Source organism: Massilia sp. Root418, from assembly GCF_001425265.1.
Taxonomy (GTDB): Bacteria; Pseudomonadota; Gammaproteobacteria; order Burkholderiales; family Burkholderiaceae_D; genus Rugamonas.
Genome location: NZ_LMEC01000011.1, coordinates 1,041,000 through 1,056,224 on the forward strand (window position 1 = coordinate 1,041,000; position 15,225 = coordinate 1,056,224).

13 protein-coding genes and 2 pseudogenes are annotated in these 15,225 nt (G+C 63.9%); 11 read left to right on the top strand and 4 right to left on the bottom strand.

What is annotated here, in order from left to right; all coding sequences use genetic code 11:
- Positions 1-60: 60 nt before the first annotated feature.
- The 3 genes from ASC94_RS12155 to ASC94_RS12165 form a co-directional block, all read right to left on the bottom strand.
- A complete protein-coding gene (locus tag ASC94_RS12155; RefSeq protein WP_056394792.1) occupies positions 61-549 on the bottom strand; it encodes a hypothetical protein in 489 nt (162 codons plus the stop codon).
- A complete protein-coding gene (locus tag ASC94_RS12160) occupies positions 549-1,559 on the bottom strand; it encodes a CoA ester lyase (protein WP_056394793.1) in 1,011 nt (336 codons plus the stop codon). Before ASC94_RS12160 ends, ASC94_RS12155 begins: the two co-directional genes overlap by 1 nt.
- Before the next feature lie 137 nt (positions 1,560-1,696).
- A complete protein-coding gene (locus tag ASC94_RS12165) occupies positions 1,697-2,686 on the bottom strand; it encodes a malate dehydrogenase (RefSeq protein ID WP_056394795.1) in 990 nt (329 codons plus the stop codon).
- 289 nt (positions 2,687-2,975) lie between these two features.
- Between ASC94_RS12165 and ASC94_RS12170 the strand changes: the two genes are divergently transcribed.
- From ASC94_RS12170 to ASC94_RS34230, 11 genes and pseudogenes are all read left to right on the top strand, one after another.
- Positions 2,976-3,809 carry a GntR family transcriptional regulator gene (locus ASC94_RS12170; RefSeq protein WP_056394797.1) on the top strand — a complete coding sequence of 278 codons (834 nt, stop codon included), beginning with the start codon at positions 2,976-2,978 and terminating at the stop codon, positions 3,807-3,809.
- Positions 3,810-4,016: 207 nt separating this feature from the next.
- Positions 4,017-4,439, top strand: coding sequence for a succinate dehydrogenase, cytochrome b556 subunit (sdhC, locus tag ASC94_RS12175; protein WP_056394799.1), 423 nt, complete (start codon positions 4,017-4,019; stop codon positions 4,437-4,439).
- Position 4,440: 1 nt separating this feature from the next.
- Complete coding sequence (gene sdhD / locus ASC94_RS12180; protein ID WP_056394801.1) at positions 4,441-4,806, top strand: succinate dehydrogenase, hydrophobic membrane anchor protein; 366 nt, start codon at positions 4,441-4,443, stop codon at positions 4,804-4,806.
- Positions 4,807-4,808: 2 nt separating this feature from the next.
- A complete protein-coding gene (sdhA, locus tag ASC94_RS12185) occupies positions 4,809-6,587 on the top strand; it encodes a succinate dehydrogenase flavoprotein subunit (RefSeq protein ID WP_056394803.1) in 1,779 nt (592 codons plus the stop codon).
- A 16-nt stretch (positions 6,588-6,603) separates the two neighbouring features.
- Complete coding sequence (locus ASC94_RS12190; RefSeq protein WP_056394805.1) at positions 6,604-7,314, top strand: succinate dehydrogenase iron-sulfur subunit; 711 nt, start codon at positions 6,604-6,606, stop codon at positions 7,312-7,314.
- Between the two features lie 9 nt (positions 7,315-7,323).
- Positions 7,324-7,605 (top strand): succinate dehydrogenase assembly factor 2, encoded by a 282-nt coding sequence (locus tag ASC94_RS12195; protein WP_056395064.1) that lies wholly within the window; start codon positions 7,324-7,326, stop codon positions 7,603-7,605.
- Between the two features lie 106 nt (positions 7,606-7,711).
- Complete coding sequence (gene gltA / locus ASC94_RS12200) at positions 7,712-9,013, top strand: citrate synthase (protein ID WP_056394806.1); 1,302 nt, start codon at positions 7,712-7,714, stop codon at positions 9,011-9,013.
- 268 nt (positions 9,014-9,281) lie between these two features.
- Positions 9,282-9,941 carry an ATPase domain-containing protein gene (locus tag ASC94_RS12205; protein ID WP_056394808.1) on the top strand — a complete coding sequence of 220 codons (660 nt, stop codon included), beginning with the start codon at positions 9,282-9,284 and terminating at the stop codon, positions 9,939-9,941.
- A 66-nt stretch (positions 9,942-10,007) separates the two neighbouring features.
- On the top strand, positions 10,008-11,012 hold the full coding sequence (locus ASC94_RS12210) for an ATPase domain-containing protein (protein ID WP_200955649.1): 1,005 nt from the start codon (positions 10,008-10,010) through the stop codon (positions 11,010-11,012).
- Positions 11,013-11,018: 6 nt separating this feature from the next.
- Positions 11,019-11,303: a circadian clock KaiB family protein gene (locus tag ASC94_RS12215; RefSeq protein ID WP_056394812.1), complete on the top strand. Its 285-nt coding sequence runs from the start codon at positions 11,019-11,021 to the stop codon at positions 11,301-11,303.
- A gap of 196 nt (positions 11,304-11,499) precedes the next feature.
- Positions 11,500-13,467, top strand: a pseudogene (locus tag ASC94_RS34230) (putative bifunctional diguanylate cyclase/phosphodiesterase); the annotation flags it as partial.
- Positions 13,468-13,692: 225 nt separating this feature from the next.
- Here ASC94_RS34230 and ASC94_RS34235 read toward each other — a convergent pair.
- Positions 13,693-15,198: pseudogene (locus ASC94_RS34235) on the bottom strand (diguanylate cyclase domain-containing protein); the annotation flags it as partial.
- Between the last annotated feature and the right edge of the window lie 27 nt (positions 15,199-15,225).

Genomic DNA, 15,225 nt, shown 5'->3' on the forward strand with positions numbered 1-15,225 from the left:
GTGGGTATCGGCTGTTATTCGTCTGTTGTGAATGTTGCGCGGACTGCGGTGAACGGAAACCTAGCCTTGCACCGCCGGCTTGAGCTGCTCCGCGTTGCGGCATTCGTTGGCCAGCTGGCGGTTCTGCTTGGAGTCCAGGAGCATGCCCTTGGCGGGGATGCCGATCCAGATCAGGCCGTACAGCTTGTTCTCGAAGCGCAGCGCGCCGGTGGTGGTGCCCACGCGCTTCAGGCGGTGCAGGCGTTTTTTCCAGCGCAGGGCGATGAAGCTCTCGTCGCCGGCGTTCTGGTAGATGGTGATCTTGTTGCCCAGCTCGCAGTCGAAATCGACCACGGTGGAGCCTTCCACGCCCGGTTCGGCGGCTTCTTCCGCGTCTTCCGGGGACACCGGCGGCGCTGCGCCGGTGTCGGACGGCTTGGCGGCCTTTTTGGCCCCCTTGACGGCCTTCTTGGCAACCGTGTTGACTTCGGCCTGTGCGGCAGGCGCCAGGCACAGGGTGAGCGAGCCGAGCGCGAGGCTGCAGGCCAGGAACAGTTTGGAGATGGACATTACTTGGCTTCCGATACGGGTTCGACAGGGTTGAGCAGGGCGGCGGCCGCCTCCGGCAGCGCCAGGCCCGCCAGGCGCGCGCGTTGCAGCACGGTCCAATAGTAGCGGTAGCTGGCGCGGTCGTGCAGGCGGCCGTTCTGGGAAATCGGCCCCCACTGCACGCGCTCGGCGTCCTGCAGGATGTGGGTGGCCTCGTTGACTTCGGACAGGCGCGGCGTGAAGGCCTTGATCACCGGCTTGATCTGGTTCGGGTGGATGCTCCACATGCGCGTGTAGCCGAACTCGGCGGCCGCACGCTGGGCGTCGTTGGCCACCACGGCCGGGTCCTTGATCTCGGTGGTCACGTTGTGCGAGGGCACCTTGCCGTGCGCATGGCAGGCGGCGGCGATCTCCAGCTTGGCGCGCACCACCAGCGGATGGGTGAACTGGCCCGGGGTGCGCATGGCGTTGCCCGGCACCGCGCCGTAGTGGGCGGACACGAAGTCCATGATGCCGAACGACAGGCACTCGACCTGGGGCAGGGCGGCAATGGCGTACACGTCGTGCAGCGCGCCGTGGGTTTCAATCAGCACGTGCACCGGCAGCGGCGACGAGCCGGCCCGGCCGGACTTGGCCGCGTACGCGTTGATGACGTCGATGGCGCGCATGACTTGCTGCACGCTGTCCGGCTTGGGCAGCACCACGTAGGCCAGCTTGTGGCCGGCGCTGCCGCAGATGATTTCCACGTCGCGCTCGAAGTGCGGGCTGTGCAGGTCGTGCACGCGCGCGCCGATGCGGCCGAATTTGTTCTCTGCGCTCAGCAGCAGTTCGGCCACCAGGCGCGCGTGCGCTTCCTCGTTGCCGGCGGAGGCGCCGTCTTCGCAGTCGAACGTGATGTCGAACAGGGGGCCAAGTTCTTGTTGCAAGGCAATCGATTTGCGCATCAGCTTTTCGGAGCCGGCGTAGTGGTCGCAGGCCGGCAAAAGCAGCGGCTGGCGTGTGCCCTGGAATAAAACCTCGGATGGATGCATGCGGGAAGGGGAAGAGGGTGTTGCGGGAGAGGCGGATGCTGCGGCGGGCGCAGACGGGAGCGCCGCACTGCTCTCGGCAGTGCGGCGGGTGCGGCGTATGGTCGGCTTGACCGGTTCCACAGTCGCCTGGGGACTGGTTACGGCAGCAGGTGCTTCACGCCTTCACGCTCTTCGGTCAGTTCCTTCAGCGTGATGTTGATGCGCTCTTGCGAGAAAGCGTCGATTTCCAGGCCCTGGACGATTTTGTATTCGCCGTTGTCGGTGGTGACCGGGAAGCCGAACATGGTGCCTTCAGGGATGCCGTAGGAGCCGTCCGATGGGATGCCCATGGTGGTCCACTTGCCGTTGGTGCCCAGTACCCAGTCGCGTACGTGGTCGATGGCCGCGTTCGCTGCCGAGGCTGCCGAGGACAGGCCGCGCGCTTCGATGATGGCCGCGCCGCGCTTGCCCACGGTTGGCAGGAAGGTGTTGGCGTTCCATTCCTGGTCGTTGATCAGGTCCTTGACGGACTTGCCGTCCACGGTGGCGAAGCGGTAGTCGGCGTACATGGTTGGCGAGTGGTTGCCCCATACGCACAGCTTCTCGATGTCTTTGACCTGGGTGCCGGTCTTGGCAGCCACTTGCGACAGCGCGCGGTTGTGGTCCAGGCGCAGCATGGCGGTGAAGTTCTTGGCCGGCAGCGACGGCGCCGATTTCATGGCGATGTAGGCGTTGGTGTTGGCAGGGTTGCCCACCACCAGCACTTTTACGTTGCGCGAAGCGACCGCGTCCAGTGCCTTGCCCTGCACGGTGAAGATCTGGGCATTGGCTTCCAGCAGGTCCTTGCGTTCCATGCCTGGGCCGCGTGGACGGGCGCCCACCAGCAGGGCCACGTCGGCGTCCTTGAAGGCGGTCATCGGGTCCGAATGGGCGGTCATGCCAGCCAGCAGCGGGAAGGCGCAATCGTCGATTTCCATCATGACGCCCTTGAGCGCCTTTTGCGCTTTTTCGTCAGCGATTTCAAGCAGTTGCAGGATGACCGGCTGGTCTTTGCCCAGCATGTCGCCGTTGGCGATGCGGAACAGCAGGGAATAGCCGATCTGGCCGGCGGCGCCGGTTACGGCAACACGCATTGGGGTTTTAGCCATGATGAATCTCCAAAGTGGAATAGAAAACGGTCTTGAAGCTGGGCCTACGCTTGCGGAAAACTGTAATGATACCAAAACCGGAAAGGTTTATTGATTGCCTTTGACCGGCGCAACGACTATGCTCTTCTTGTTCCGCTGCGCGCAGCGCGCGGGCGGACAAAGAGGGCACAGCCGCCGAGTGTAGGCGGGTCTTCTGCTTCTGTCAATCATATCTTATGTCTTATATAAGACAGATAAGTTATCGTGTTTTGCTGGACGTCACCGGCCTTTTGTGGTGAAATCCGGGTCTATGAATTCCGCCCCGTCCCATCTGACCAACCCAGGCGCCGCCGCGAGCGGCACGGTCAGCCCGACGGCGCCTTCCGCCGGCCCGGCCAGCGCCGCCGGCGCAGCCAATGCCGCACCGTCGCCCACCTTTTCCCCGCTGTACCAGCAGATCAAGGCCCTGATCACGCAAAGCCTGCAGTCGGGCGAGTGGAAGCCGGGTGAACTGATTCCCAGCGAAGTGGAACTGGCGGCGCGCTTCAAGGTCAGCCAGGGCACGGTGCGCAAGGCCATCGACGAACTGGCGGCGGAAAACCTGGTGATGCGCAAGCAGGGCAAGGGCACCTTTGTGTCCACCCACCACGAGGCGCGCGCCCATTTCCGTTTTCTGCGGCTGATGCCCGACGAGGGCGTGCCGCACTATCCCGAATCGAAGTTCATTGAAGTCAAGCGCACCCGCGCGCCCGCCGACGTGGCGCGCCTGCTGGAGCTCAAGTCCGGCGACGCCGTGGTGTTCATCAAGCGCGTGCAGTCCTTCGACGGCATGCCCACCATCGTCGAGGAGCTGTGGCTGCCCGGCCTGATCTTCAAGGGGCTGACCGCCGAGCGGCTGGTCGAGTACAAGGGGCCGATGTACGGCCTGTTCGAATCCGAGTTTGGCACCCGCATGATACGGGCCGCCGAGAAAATCCGTGCCTGCAGCGCCGACGAGGGCGCCGCCGCACTGCTGCAGGTCGCGCAGGGTACACCCTTGCTGATGGCCGAGCGCGTGTCCTTCACCTACGGCGACAAGCCGGTGGAGCTGCGCCGTGGCCTGTATTCGACCGAACGGCATCATTACCAGAACGACTTGAATTAAGCACTGACCAGATAAGGGAGACGCGCTGCCCGGACGCCGGCCGGGCGATGTTGCGCTAACAACACGCTACCTTGCATATTTTGCAAAGGCTGGCTACGACAAAACATAATTTTGGTTATATGTAACAATACATATTGGTCTGGACTGCGAAAATCGGCGAAAATCGCAGTCTCACAAATTTAGCATTACGTATAGGGAGGTCTCGTCATGTCAGAAGCCGTAAGAGAAGCACCAAAAAAAGAACGGCCGCAATTTCGCAATATCCACGTCACTGAATTGTCCAACTACCGCCTGCCGCTGGCTGGCGTAGTGTCCATCCTGCACCGCATCTCCGGTTTCCTGATGTTCGCGCTGTTGCCAGTGGTGCTATACCTGCTGGAGAAGAGCCTCTTATCTGAGATCTCTTTCGAGCATTTCAAGGGCATCGCCGCCCATCCCGTGACCAAACTGATCATCCTGGCCCTGTGCTGGGGCTACTTCCAGCATTTCTGCGCCGGCGTACGCCACCTGATCATGGACACCCACGTAGGTCTGGACAAAGACTCGGCGCGCAAATCGGCCGCCACGGTACTGGTGATCAGCCTGGTTCTGACCGCCCTGGTGGCACTGAAACTGTTTGGAGTATTCTGACATGGCAAACAATAACATCGGCCCTAAGCGCCTGGTCGTCGGCGCCGGCTATGGCGTGCGCGACTGGCTGGCCCAGCGCGTGACCGCAGTCCTGATGGTGATCTACACCGCCGTGCTGCTGATCTGCTTCCTCACCGGCAGCAACTTCAGCTATGAAGGCTGGGCTGGCCTGTTCGCCCAGCAGTGGTTCAAGCTGTTCAGCGCCGTAACCCTGTTCGGCCTGTTCTACCACGCCTGGGTAGGCATGCGCGACATCTGGATGGACTACGTGAAAGCCGTGGGCCTCCGTCTGACGCTGCAAATCATCACCATCGGCTGGCTGGTTGGCTGCGCCGTGTGGTCGGTACAAATACTCTGGAGTGTGTAATCGTGGCAGCAATCAAAACTGCAATCCCTACCCGCCGCTTTGACGCGGTCATCGTCGGCGCCGGCGGTTCCGGCATGCGCGCCTCCCTGCAACTGGCGGAAGCCGGCCTGAACGTGGCCGTGCTGTCGAAAGTGTTCCCGACCCGCTCGCACACCGTGGCGGCGCAAGGCGGCATCGGCGCCTCGCTGGGCAATATGGCAGAGGACAACTGGTTCTGGCACATGTTTGACACCGTCAAGGGCGGCGACTACCTGGGCGACCAGGACGCCATCGAGTTCATGTGCCGTGAAGCACCGAAGGTGGTCTACGAGCTGGAACACTTCGGCATGCCGTTCGACCGCAACCCCGACGGCACCATCTACCAGCGTCCGTTCGGCGGCCACACCGCCAACTTCGGCGAAAAAGCCGTGCAGCGCGCCTGCGCCGCGGCCGACCGTACCGGTCACGCCCTGCTGCACACGCTGTACCAGCGCAATGTGCGCGCCCGCACCCACTTCTTCGTGGAGTGGATGGCACTCGACATCATCCGCGACGCCGACGGCGACGTGGTGGGCGTGGTGGCACTGGAAATGGAAACCGGCGAAACCATGATCCTGGAAGCGAAGACCACCATCTTCGCCACCGGCGGCGCAGGCCGCATCTTCGCCGCATCGACCAATGCCTTCATCAACACCGGCGACGGCATGGGCATGGCGGCACGCGCCGGCCTGCCGCTGCAGGACATGGAGTTCTGGCAGTTCCACCCGACCGGCGTGGCCGGCGCGGGCGTGCTGATCACCGAAGGCGTGCGCGGCGAAGGCGGCATCCTGATCAACTCGGAAGGCGAACGCTTCATGGAGCGCTATGCGCCAACCTTGAAGGACCTGGCGCCGCGCGACTTCGTCTCGCGCTCGATGGACCAGGAAATCAAGGAAGGCCGCGGCTGCGGTCCGAACAAGGACCACGTGATGCTGGACCTGCGCCACATCGGCGCCGACACCATCGCCAAGCGCCTGCCATCGATCCTGGAAATCGGCCACAAGTTCGCCAACGTGGACGCCACCAAGGAACCGATCCCGGTCGTTCCAACCATTCACTACCAGATGGGCGGCATCCCGACCAACATCCACGGCCAGGTGGTCACGCCGAACGGCGACGGCACCCAGAAAGTGGTCAACGGCCTGTACGCCATCGGCGAATGCGCCTGTGTGTCGGTGCACGGCGCCAACCGCCTGGGCACCAACTCGCTGCTGGACCTGGTGGTATTCGGCCGCGCGGCCGGCAACCATGTTGTCGCATCGAACCTGAAGCAGAAGGAGAACAAGCCGCTGCCGAAGGACGCTGCCGACTTCGCCATGAACCGCCTGAACAAGCTGGAAACCTCCACCGGCTCGGAAAAAGTGCAGGGCGTGGCCAACGACATCCGCGCCACCATGCAGAAGTACTGCGGCGTGTTCCGTACCGACGAGCTGCTGACCCAGGGCGCCAAGGAAATCATGGTGCTCGACGAGCGCCGCAAGCACGTGTCGTTCAAGGACAAGTCCAAGGTGTTCAACACCGCCCGCGTGGAAGCGCTGGAACTGGACAACCTGATCGAGACGGCCAAAGCGACCATCACCTCGGCAGTGGCGCGCAAGGAATCGCGCGGCGCCCACGCGCACAGCGATTTCCCGAACCGCGACGACGATAACTGGATGAAGCACACCCTGTGGTATTCGGAAGGCAACCGCCTGGAATACAAGGCTGTCGTCACCAAGCCGCTGACGGTCGATACCTTCAAGCCGAAACCACGTACTTTCTAAGCTAGGGCTCATTACCATGCCACGCACTCTCAAATTCAAGATTTACCGCTACGATCCGGACCAGGATGCCAAGCCGTACATGCAGGACCTGACGGTTGAACTGAAAGACACCGACAAGATGCTGCTGGACGCGCTGCAGCGCATCAAGTCCGACGTGGACGATTCGCTGGCCCTGCGCCGCTCCTGCCGCGAAGGCGTGTGCGGTTCGGACGCCATGAACATCAACGGCAAGAACGGCCTGGCCTGCACCACCAACCTGAACGAGCTGACCGAGCCTATCGTGCTGCGTCCGCTGGCGGGCCTGCCGGTGATCCGCGACCTGATCGTCGACATGACCCAGTTCTTCAAGCAGTACGATTCGATCAAGCCTTTCCTGATCAACGATTCGATCCCGCCTGAAAAAGAACGCCTGCAGTCGCCTGCCGAGCGCGAGGAGCTGGACGGCCTGTACGAGTGCATCCTGTGCGCGTGCTGCTCGACCTCGTGCCCGTCGTTCTGGTGGAATCCGGACAAGTTCGTCGGTCCTGCCGGCCTGCTGCAAGCCTACCGCTTCATCGCCGATTCGCGCGACGAAGCCACCGGCGCGCGCCTGGACAACCTGGAAGACCCGTACCGCCTGTTCCGCTGCCACTCGATCATGAACTGCGTCGACGTCTGCCCGAAAGGCCTGAACCCGAACAAGGCCATCGGCAAGATCAAAGAACTGATGGTTCGCCGCGCGATCTGATTGTTCGATATGAGCGAAATGGAAAAGCCTGCGCATCAGGCGGACCCGGCGAACCGCGCGCGCCTGCGCTGGCGCGCACGCCGGGGTTTGCTGGAAAACGATATCATCCTGACTCGTTTCCTCGATGCGCATGAAACCGAATTGACCGACGAGGAAGTGGACGCATTCACGCGGCTCCTCGACTTGTCGGACAATGCGCTGATGGATCTGGTGCTGGCTCGCGCAGAGCCGCAGGGCGAGGTCGATCTGCCGCACGTGCGCGCACTGCTGCAACGTCTGCGTCTCGCCTGATCTGCGCAAGGGCGGCCCATTTTGCGCTGGGCCGGGCCGCCCGCGCCGCCGGAAAAGTTTTAGAAGTTTTTTTAATAAGCCGCATCTCTCCAAGAAGGAAGAGTCCATGAACATCTCTGACAACAAAGCTACACTGTCGTTCTCTGACGGCAGCCCATCGGTCGAGTTCCCTATCTACAAGGGCACGGTCGGCCCGGACGTCATCGACATCCGCAAACTGTACGCCGGCACCGGCAAGTTCACCTACGACCCGGGCTTCATGTCCACCGCAGCGTGCAACTCGTCGATCACCTACATCGACGGCGACAAAGGCGAGCTGCAATACCGCGGCTACCCGATCGAGCAGTTGGCCGTCAACGCCGACTTCATGGAATCGTGCTACCTGCTGCTGAACGGCGAACTGCCCAATGCCGCTGAAAAAGCCAAGTTCGTCGACACCGTGACCAAGCACACCATGGTGCACGAGCAGATGCAATTCTTCTTCCGCGGCTTCCGCCGCGACGCGCACCCGATGTCGGTCCTGGTCGGCACCGTCGGCGCGCTGGCCTCGTTCTACCACGACTCGCTGGACATCAACGATGCCAAGCACCGTGAAGTATCGGCCATCCGCCTGATCGCCAAGATGCCGACCCTGGTCGCCATGGCCTACAAATACTCGATCGGCCAGCCTTTCGTGTACCCGCGCAACGACCTGTCGTACAGCGCCAACTTCATGCGCATGATGTTCGGCAACCCGTGCGAAGAATACAAGGTCAACGACGTGCTGGTGCGCGCGCTGGACCGCATCCTGATCCTGCACGCGGACCACGAGCAGAACGCATCGACCTCGACCGTCCGCCTGGCCGGTTCGTCGGGCGCCAACCCGTTCGCCTGTATCGCTGCCGGTATCGCCTGCCTGTGGGGCCCTGCCCACGGCGGCGCCAACGAAGCGGCACTGACCATGCTGAAGGAAATCGGCTCGGTCGAGAACATCCCTGCCTTCATCGCGCAAGTGAAAGACAAGAACTCCGGCGTCAAGCTGATGGGCTTCGGTCACCGCGTGTACAAGAACTTCGACCCGCGCGCCAAGCTGATGCGCGAAACCTGCCACGAAGTGCTGGAAGAGCTGGGCCTGCAGGACGACCCGCTGTTCAAGCTGGCCATGGAACTGGAAAAGATTGCACTGAACGACGAATACTTCGTCTCGCGCAAGCTGTACCCGAACGTGGACTTCTACTCGGGCATCGTGCAGTCCGCGCTGGGCATTCCGGTGTCGCTGTTCACCGGTATCTTCGCCATGGCCCGCACCATCGGCTGGATCGCCCAGTGGAACGAAATGATTGCCGATCCGGAACAGAAGATCGGCCGTCCGCGCCAGCTGTTCGTGGGCGCCACCACCCGCGACGTGCCGCCGCTGGACAAGCGTTAATCGCCGTCCCCGGCAGCACAAAAAAAAGCGAGCTTCGGCTCGCTTTTTTTTGTGCCGCCGCTTGCGCGCCGGGCGGCGGGCGCGCGGTTTGTGTCCGATGGGCCGTTTAAATATACGATTGCCCGGCAAGAAGCGCCACGCGTGCTACACTGAATCTCCAACCTGAGGCCCCAGCAACCGCTGGCCTGATATCCCGTCCTGTCCTTCTCGTTCGCGCACCGATGTGCCGCGCTGGCGTGCCGCTGTTCATTCAACCAGGTATCCGACCATGAAGTTGGCACCGATCTCCCCGTCGCCAAGGTTCTCCAAGGCGCTGACCGGCATCACCGGCCTGGATGAAATGACCGATGGCGGCTTGCCGCGAGGCCGGACAAGCTTGCTTGCCGGCGGTCCCGGTTCGGGCAAGACCATCCTGGCGCTGCAATTCCTGGTGCACGGGGCCCGCGATTGCGGCGAGCCGGGCATTTTTGTCGCCTTCGAGGAAACCTCGGAGCGTATCGTCGCCAATGCCAACGGCTTCGGCTGGGACCTGCCGCGCCTGCAGCAGGAGGGCGCGCTGTACTTCGTCAATGCGCAACCCGCGCCCGACCTGGTGCTGTCCGGCAACTTCGACCTGGGCGGCATGCTGGCGGCCTTGGAAGGCCAGGCCGGGGCGATGCAGGCCAAGCGCATTGTCATCGACGCCCTGGACATCGTGCTGGCCCTGCTGCCCGACGCCATGTCCAAGCGGCGCGAAATCTTTCGCCTGCACGACTGGCTGCTGCGGCACGAAATGACGGCCATCGTCACCGCCAAGACTGGCGACGGGGGCGACGGCCTGATGCCGCAATCTTTCGGTTTCATGCAGTTCATGGTCGACTGCTCGATCGTCCTGAACCACAGCGTGGTGCTGGGGGTGTCGCAGCGCAATCTGCGCGTCCAGAAGTAGCGCGGCTCGGCCTTCGACGAGAACGAGTCGCCCTTCCTGATCAGCAAGCGGGGCTTCGAGGTGGCGGTGGCGCGCACCCTGGGCCACGTCGACGCCAGCGTCACCAATGAACGGGTCAGCAGCGGCATCGAACGGCTGGACACCATGCTGGGCGGCGGCTATTACCGTGGCGCGAGCGTGCTCATCACCGGCTTCCCCGGCACCGCCAAGACCACGCTGAGCGGCGCGTTCGCGGAAGCGGCCTGCCGGCGCGGCGAGCGCACCATGTTCGTCAGCTTCGATTCGGACGGCTCGGAAGTGGTGCGCAACCTGTCCTCGGTTGGCATTGCGCTCGACGCCTATGTGCAGTCGGGCTGCCTGAGCATGATTTCTGCGCGCACCATTACCGGCAGCGCCGAGACCTACCTGGTGCGCATCAAGTTGCTGGCGCAGGAGCATGGCGCGCGCTGCCTGGTGATCGACCCGGTCTCGACCCTGTCCAAATCGGGCAATGAACTGACCGCGCACAGTGTGGCCGAGCGGCTGATCGACTGGTCCAAGGCGCAGGGCATCACGCTCGTGTGCACCAGCCTGCTCGACGAGATGGCGAGCCAGAGCGAGGGCGGTTCGCCGCTGCAGATCTCGACGCTGGCCGACACGTGGATCCACCTCAATTACCTGGTCCAGGCTGGCGAGCGCAACCGTGGGATGTCCATCATCAAGTCGCGCGGGACGGCGCATTCGAACCAGGTGCGTGAACTGATCCTCAGCGACACTGGGGTCACGCTGGCCGATACCTACAGCGCCGGCGGCGAGGTCCTGATGGGCACCTTGCGCTGGGAGAAGGAGAGCGCGGAACGGGTCAGCGCGGAACTGGCCGAAGTGGCCGCCCAGCTCAAGCAGGTCCAGCTCAATGCCGACGAGGCCGAGCTGGAGGTGCGCCTCAAGTCGGTGCAGACCGAGTTGATCGCCAAGCAGGTGGAGAAAGCGCTGCTGGCGCGCACCAAGGAAAGCCAGCAGCGCGAGGCGACGCGCGGACGCAGCCGGATGGCGGAGCTGCGCGGCGCCGATCTCAACAGGGCTGGAGGCTAGCGCGACATGGATTGTTCTGCCATTTACAAATTCCGCCTGTACGTGGCGGGCGACGCGCCCAATTCCATGCAAGCCCTGGAGAATCTGCAGACGCTGTGCGACGCCCATCTGGCGCAGCACTACGAAATCGAAGTGGTCGACGTGTTCCGCGAACAAATGCGGGCGCTGGAGGACGGCGTCTTCATGACGCCCACCCTGCTCAAGCTGGAGCCGCCTGCCGTTCGCAGGATCGTTGGCTCCCTGAAGCAGACCGAAGACGTGTTGTTGGCCCTTGGCTTGCCGCCCCGCTAGGGCGAGTGGGCAAGCGGTAAGGAGCGCATCCATGGAAGTGCACAGACTGATCGTCACGCTGCAAGAGAGCGTGGAGCGGCTCGAACTGCTCACCGGCGGCGAGATCGATTCGATCACGGACCGGCATGGCAGGCCGTTTCTGCTGCGGCCGGCGCAGGAGCAAATACGGCTGAACGACGCTGCGCGCCAGAGCGCCATGCTCAACGCGCTGCCGGCCCACATCGCGATGCTGGGGCCTGACGGCCTCATCATGTCGGTCAACGATGCCTGGCAGGACAGCAGTCCAGGCGGGCCGGCACATGCGCCCGGGCACCCTGTGGGGGAGAACTATGTGCGCCTGTGCGAACAGGCGCGCGGGGACGGCGCGGCCGAGGCGGAGCAGGTGGCGGCCGGGGTCCGCGCCGTGCTGTCGGGCGCGCCGCGCTACGTCACCCAGTATTGCTGTGCAGCGGACGGCCGGACGGCGTGGTTTCTGCTGACCGTGTCGCCCTTGGCGCCGGAGAGCCGCCGGGGCGCGGTGGTGATGCACATGAACATCACCGAGCAAAAGAAAGGCGAGGAGGAGCTGCGGCGTTTCCGCACGGCGATGGACTTCACAGCCGACGGCATCTTCCTTCTGAGCCGCGCCAGCATGCGCTTTGTCGAAGTCAACGACACGGCGTGCACCATGAGTGGCTACACCCGCACCGAGCTCATGCAGCTCGGCTCTTCCGATATCAGCGACGTCCCTGCGTGCGAGCTGGCCGGCCTGTACGACAAGCTCATCGCCAGCGGGACCAATGTGCGCGCCGAGACGCGCATCTGCCGCAAGGACGCTTCCTGGATACACGTGGAAATCACCCGGCAGGCGTTGCGCTCCGGGGAAGACTGGATCATTGTTGCCGTGCTGCGCGACATCACCGAGCTCAGGCAAGCCGAATACCGCTTGCAGCACCAGGCGCATCACGACGGCCTGACCGGCTTGCCGAACCGCACCCTGTTCTACGAGATGCTGGGAAAAATGCTGGCGCAGGCCGGGCTCAACGGTTGGCTGCTGGCGGTGCTGTTTCTCGATCTGGACCACTTCAAGAACGTCAACGACACGCTGGGGCATTCCTGCGGCGACGAGTTGCTGGTGCAGTTCAGCGACCGTCTTTCGCATTGCGTGCGCGTGCGCGACACGGTCGGGCGGCTGGGGGGCGACGAGTTCGCCCTGCTGGTCTTAATGCCGGATGGGAACAACACGGCTGCCACCGTGGCCAACAAGATCCGCGAGGTGCTGCGTCCGGCCTTCATGCTTGGTGGGCACGAAGTGAGCATGACGGCCAGCATCGGCATCACCATGCATCCCGATGACGCCTCCAGCCCCGAGGAACTGATCAAGTACGCCGACACGGCGATGTACCGGGCCAAGCAGGCCGGGCGCGATACGTTCCGCTTCTTCACGCCACAAATGAACGTCGAGGTGCTGGCCAGGCTGGACCTGGAAATCGCGTTGCGCAAGGCGCTGGAGAACGACGAGTTCGTTCTGCATTACCAACCCAAGGTGAAAACTGCCGATGGCCGCATCGTTGGCCTGGAGGCGCTGTTGCGCTGGGAGCGCCCCGGGCATGGCCTGGTCTCGCCGCAAGTCTTCATCGGCGTGCTGGAGGAAACCGGCTTGATCGTGCGTGCCGGGCGCTGGGTGATCGCCGCGGCGTGCCGCCAGATCGGCGCGTGGCTGCGGTCCGAAGTCGGGCCGATGAATGTCTCCGTCAACGTTGCCGGGCGCCAGTTCGCCGAGGGGGATTTGGCCGCCGACGTGATCGAGTCGCTGCGGCGCTACGCGGTGCCGCCGGACCTGCTGGAACTGGAACTGACGGAAAGTTCGCTGATGGCCAACACGGAGGGTACCATCGCCACCTTGACCAATCTGAAGCGGCTTGGCGTGCAAATATCGGTCGACGACTTTGGCACCGGCTATTCGAGCCTGGCCTATCTGCGCCGCTTTCCCATCGACAAATTGAAGATCGACATCGCCTTCATCCGCGAAGTGACGAGCAACCCGGACGACGCCGCCATCGTGCTGGCCATACTGGGCATGGCGCGCAGCCTGAAGCTCAATGTGATCGCCGAAGGGGTGGAGACGGTAGCGCAGCTGGCATTCCTGCAGCGCCATCACTGCGACGAGGTCCAGGGCTATTTGTTCAGCGCGCCGCTGGCGGTGGCGGCGCTGGAACCGCTGCTGCTGCGGGACCTGCGCATGCAATTGCAGAAACACCTCGTTGTTGGCGACTGCGTTGCGCATGTCGGTTTCCAACTTGTGCCTGGCCTGGGTGCACGAGCGCATCTCGGCCGAGTAAAAGCGCACCTCCAGTGCGCCGCTGCCCTTGGCATCGTACATGGCCACGTCGGCGGCGCGCACCAGGTCGAGTGCGCTGCCGCCGTCGTGCGGGTAGATGCTCACCCCCATGGCGGCACCGACCGTGACGTCCTTGCCGTCGAACAGCAGCGGCCTGTCCATGCTGGCGCGCAGGCGTTCGATCATGCGCAGCGTGAAGCGCAGCGAGGGCTGTTCGACCAGCACCAGCACGAACTCGTCGCCGCTCAGGCGCGCCACGGTGTCGCTGTCGCGCACCGCGGCTTGCAGCCGGCGCGCCACCAGCCTGAGCACTTCGTCGCCGGCCTCGTGGCCCAGCGTGTCGTTGATCTGCTTGAACTTGTTCAAGTCCACCAGCAGCACCGCCACCAGTGTCTTGTTGCGCTGGGCCGCGTGCAGCGCCTGCTCCAGCCGGTCCCACAGCAGGTTGCGGTTGGCCAGGCCGGTCAGCGGATCGTGGTTGACTTCGTGCTCGAGCAGCGAAGTGCGTTGCTTCAGGGCCGTGACATCGTTGATGACGCCGATAAAGTGGCTGACCTGGTTCTCGTCGTTGCGCACCGGCGTCACCGTCAGGTCGTTCCAGAACAGTTCGCCGTTCTTGCGCAGGTTGCGGAACACCACGTTGACCTCGCGCTCGGCGGCGATGGCGGCGCGCAACTGGGCGCGCTCGGCCTCGTCCAGGCCGGGCGCGGCCATGAAGCGGCTATCGTTGCCGATCGCCTCGGCCGCGCTGTAGCCGGTGATGTGTTCGAACGCGGGATTGACGTACACGATCGGGTTGTTCTCGCCGGCGCAGCGCGTGATGACGACGCCATTGCTGGTGGCGTGCAGGGCCCGCTCGCGCAGGCGCAGCGTTTCCTCGTCCCGGCGGCGCGCCGTGATGTCCAGGCCCAGGCAGAAGATGTAGTACTGGTTCGCCAGCCGGAAACGGTTGATGGTGAACAGGTGGGGCGTAACATGCCCGTCCTTGGCGGCCATGTCGCATTCGAGCTGGAGTTCGCCGCCCTGCGCCAGCGCTTCCTGGAGGCGTTGCCGCACCATGTCGCGGTGCTGCTCGGGGAACAGGTCGGCGGCAAGGGCGGCCGACAGTTCCGCGCTGCTGAGCTGGGTGGTCAATTCGATCTGCCGGTTCCAAAGCACCAGCTGGCCGCTGCTGTTGATGACGCAGAAGTTGTTATTCCCCAGGCTCATCAGCGATTCCAGTTCCAGCGCCCCCACCAGCTGGCGCTCGCTGCGCGGCGCAGGCGCCGGCGCCAGCAGCACCACGCAGCCGGCCGGTCCGCCCCGGTTGTGCTGGGCCAGCAGGCGGACTTGGTAGCGTGCGCGGCTGCCATCGGCGCGGCCCAGCTCGATCTCGGCGCTGTCCCCGGCGCCTGCGGCGCGCAGCGCCGCAGCGTGGGCATCGGCAAGCGGCGCCAGCAGCGTGTCGGCGGCCTGGTTCAGCGCCTCGGCCTCGCCGTGCCCGAGCAGTTGCTGGCAGCCGGGATTCCAGCTCTGGATTGCGCCGCCGCTACCGATCAGGAAGGCGGCCAGGTTCTCGGGTAGTTCGGCGAGCATAGGGGTCTCCGGTAGGCAGGTCTAGCT

Bases quoted from the DNA above. Each gene is read 5' to 3' on its own strand.
- ASC94_RS12155 (WP_056394792.1), bottom strand. From the start codon at position 549: ATGTCCATCTCCAAACTGTTCCTGGCCTGCAGCCTCGCGCTCGGCTCG.
- ASC94_RS12160 (WP_056394793.1), bottom strand. From the start codon at position 1,559: ATGCATCCATCCGAGGTTTTATTCCAGGGCACACGCCAGCCGCTGCTT.
- ASC94_RS12165 (WP_056394795.1), bottom strand. From the start codon at position 2,686: ATGGCTAAAACCCCAATGCGTGTTGCCGTAACCGGCGCCGCCGGCCAG.
- ASC94_RS12170 (WP_056394797.1), top strand. From the start codon at position 2,976: ATGAATTCCGCCCCGTCCCATCTGACCAACCCAGGCGCCGCCGCGAGC.
- sdhC (WP_056394799.1), top strand. From the start codon at position 4,017: ATGTCAGAAGCCGTAAGAGAAGCACCAAAAAAAGAACGGCCGCAATTT.
- sdhD (WP_056394801.1), top strand. From the start codon at position 4,441: ATGGCAAACAATAACATCGGCCCTAAGCGCCTGGTCGTCGGCGCCGGC.
- ASC94_RS12190 (WP_056394805.1), top strand. From the start codon at position 6,604: ATGCCACGCACTCTCAAATTCAAGATTTACCGCTACGATCCGGACCAG.
- ASC94_RS12195 (WP_056395064.1), top strand. From the start codon at position 7,324: ATGAGCGAAATGGAAAAGCCTGCGCATCAGGCGGACCCGGCGAACCGC.
- gltA (WP_056394806.1), top strand. From the start codon at position 7,712: ATGAACATCTCTGACAACAAAGCTACACTGTCGTTCTCTGACGGCAGC.
- ASC94_RS12205 (WP_056394808.1), top strand. From the start codon at position 9,282: ATGAAGTTGGCACCGATCTCCCCGTCGCCAAGGTTCTCCAAGGCGCTG.
- ASC94_RS12215 (WP_056394812.1), top strand. From the start codon at position 11,019: ATGGATTGTTCTGCCATTTACAAATTCCGCCTGTACGTGGCGGGCGAC.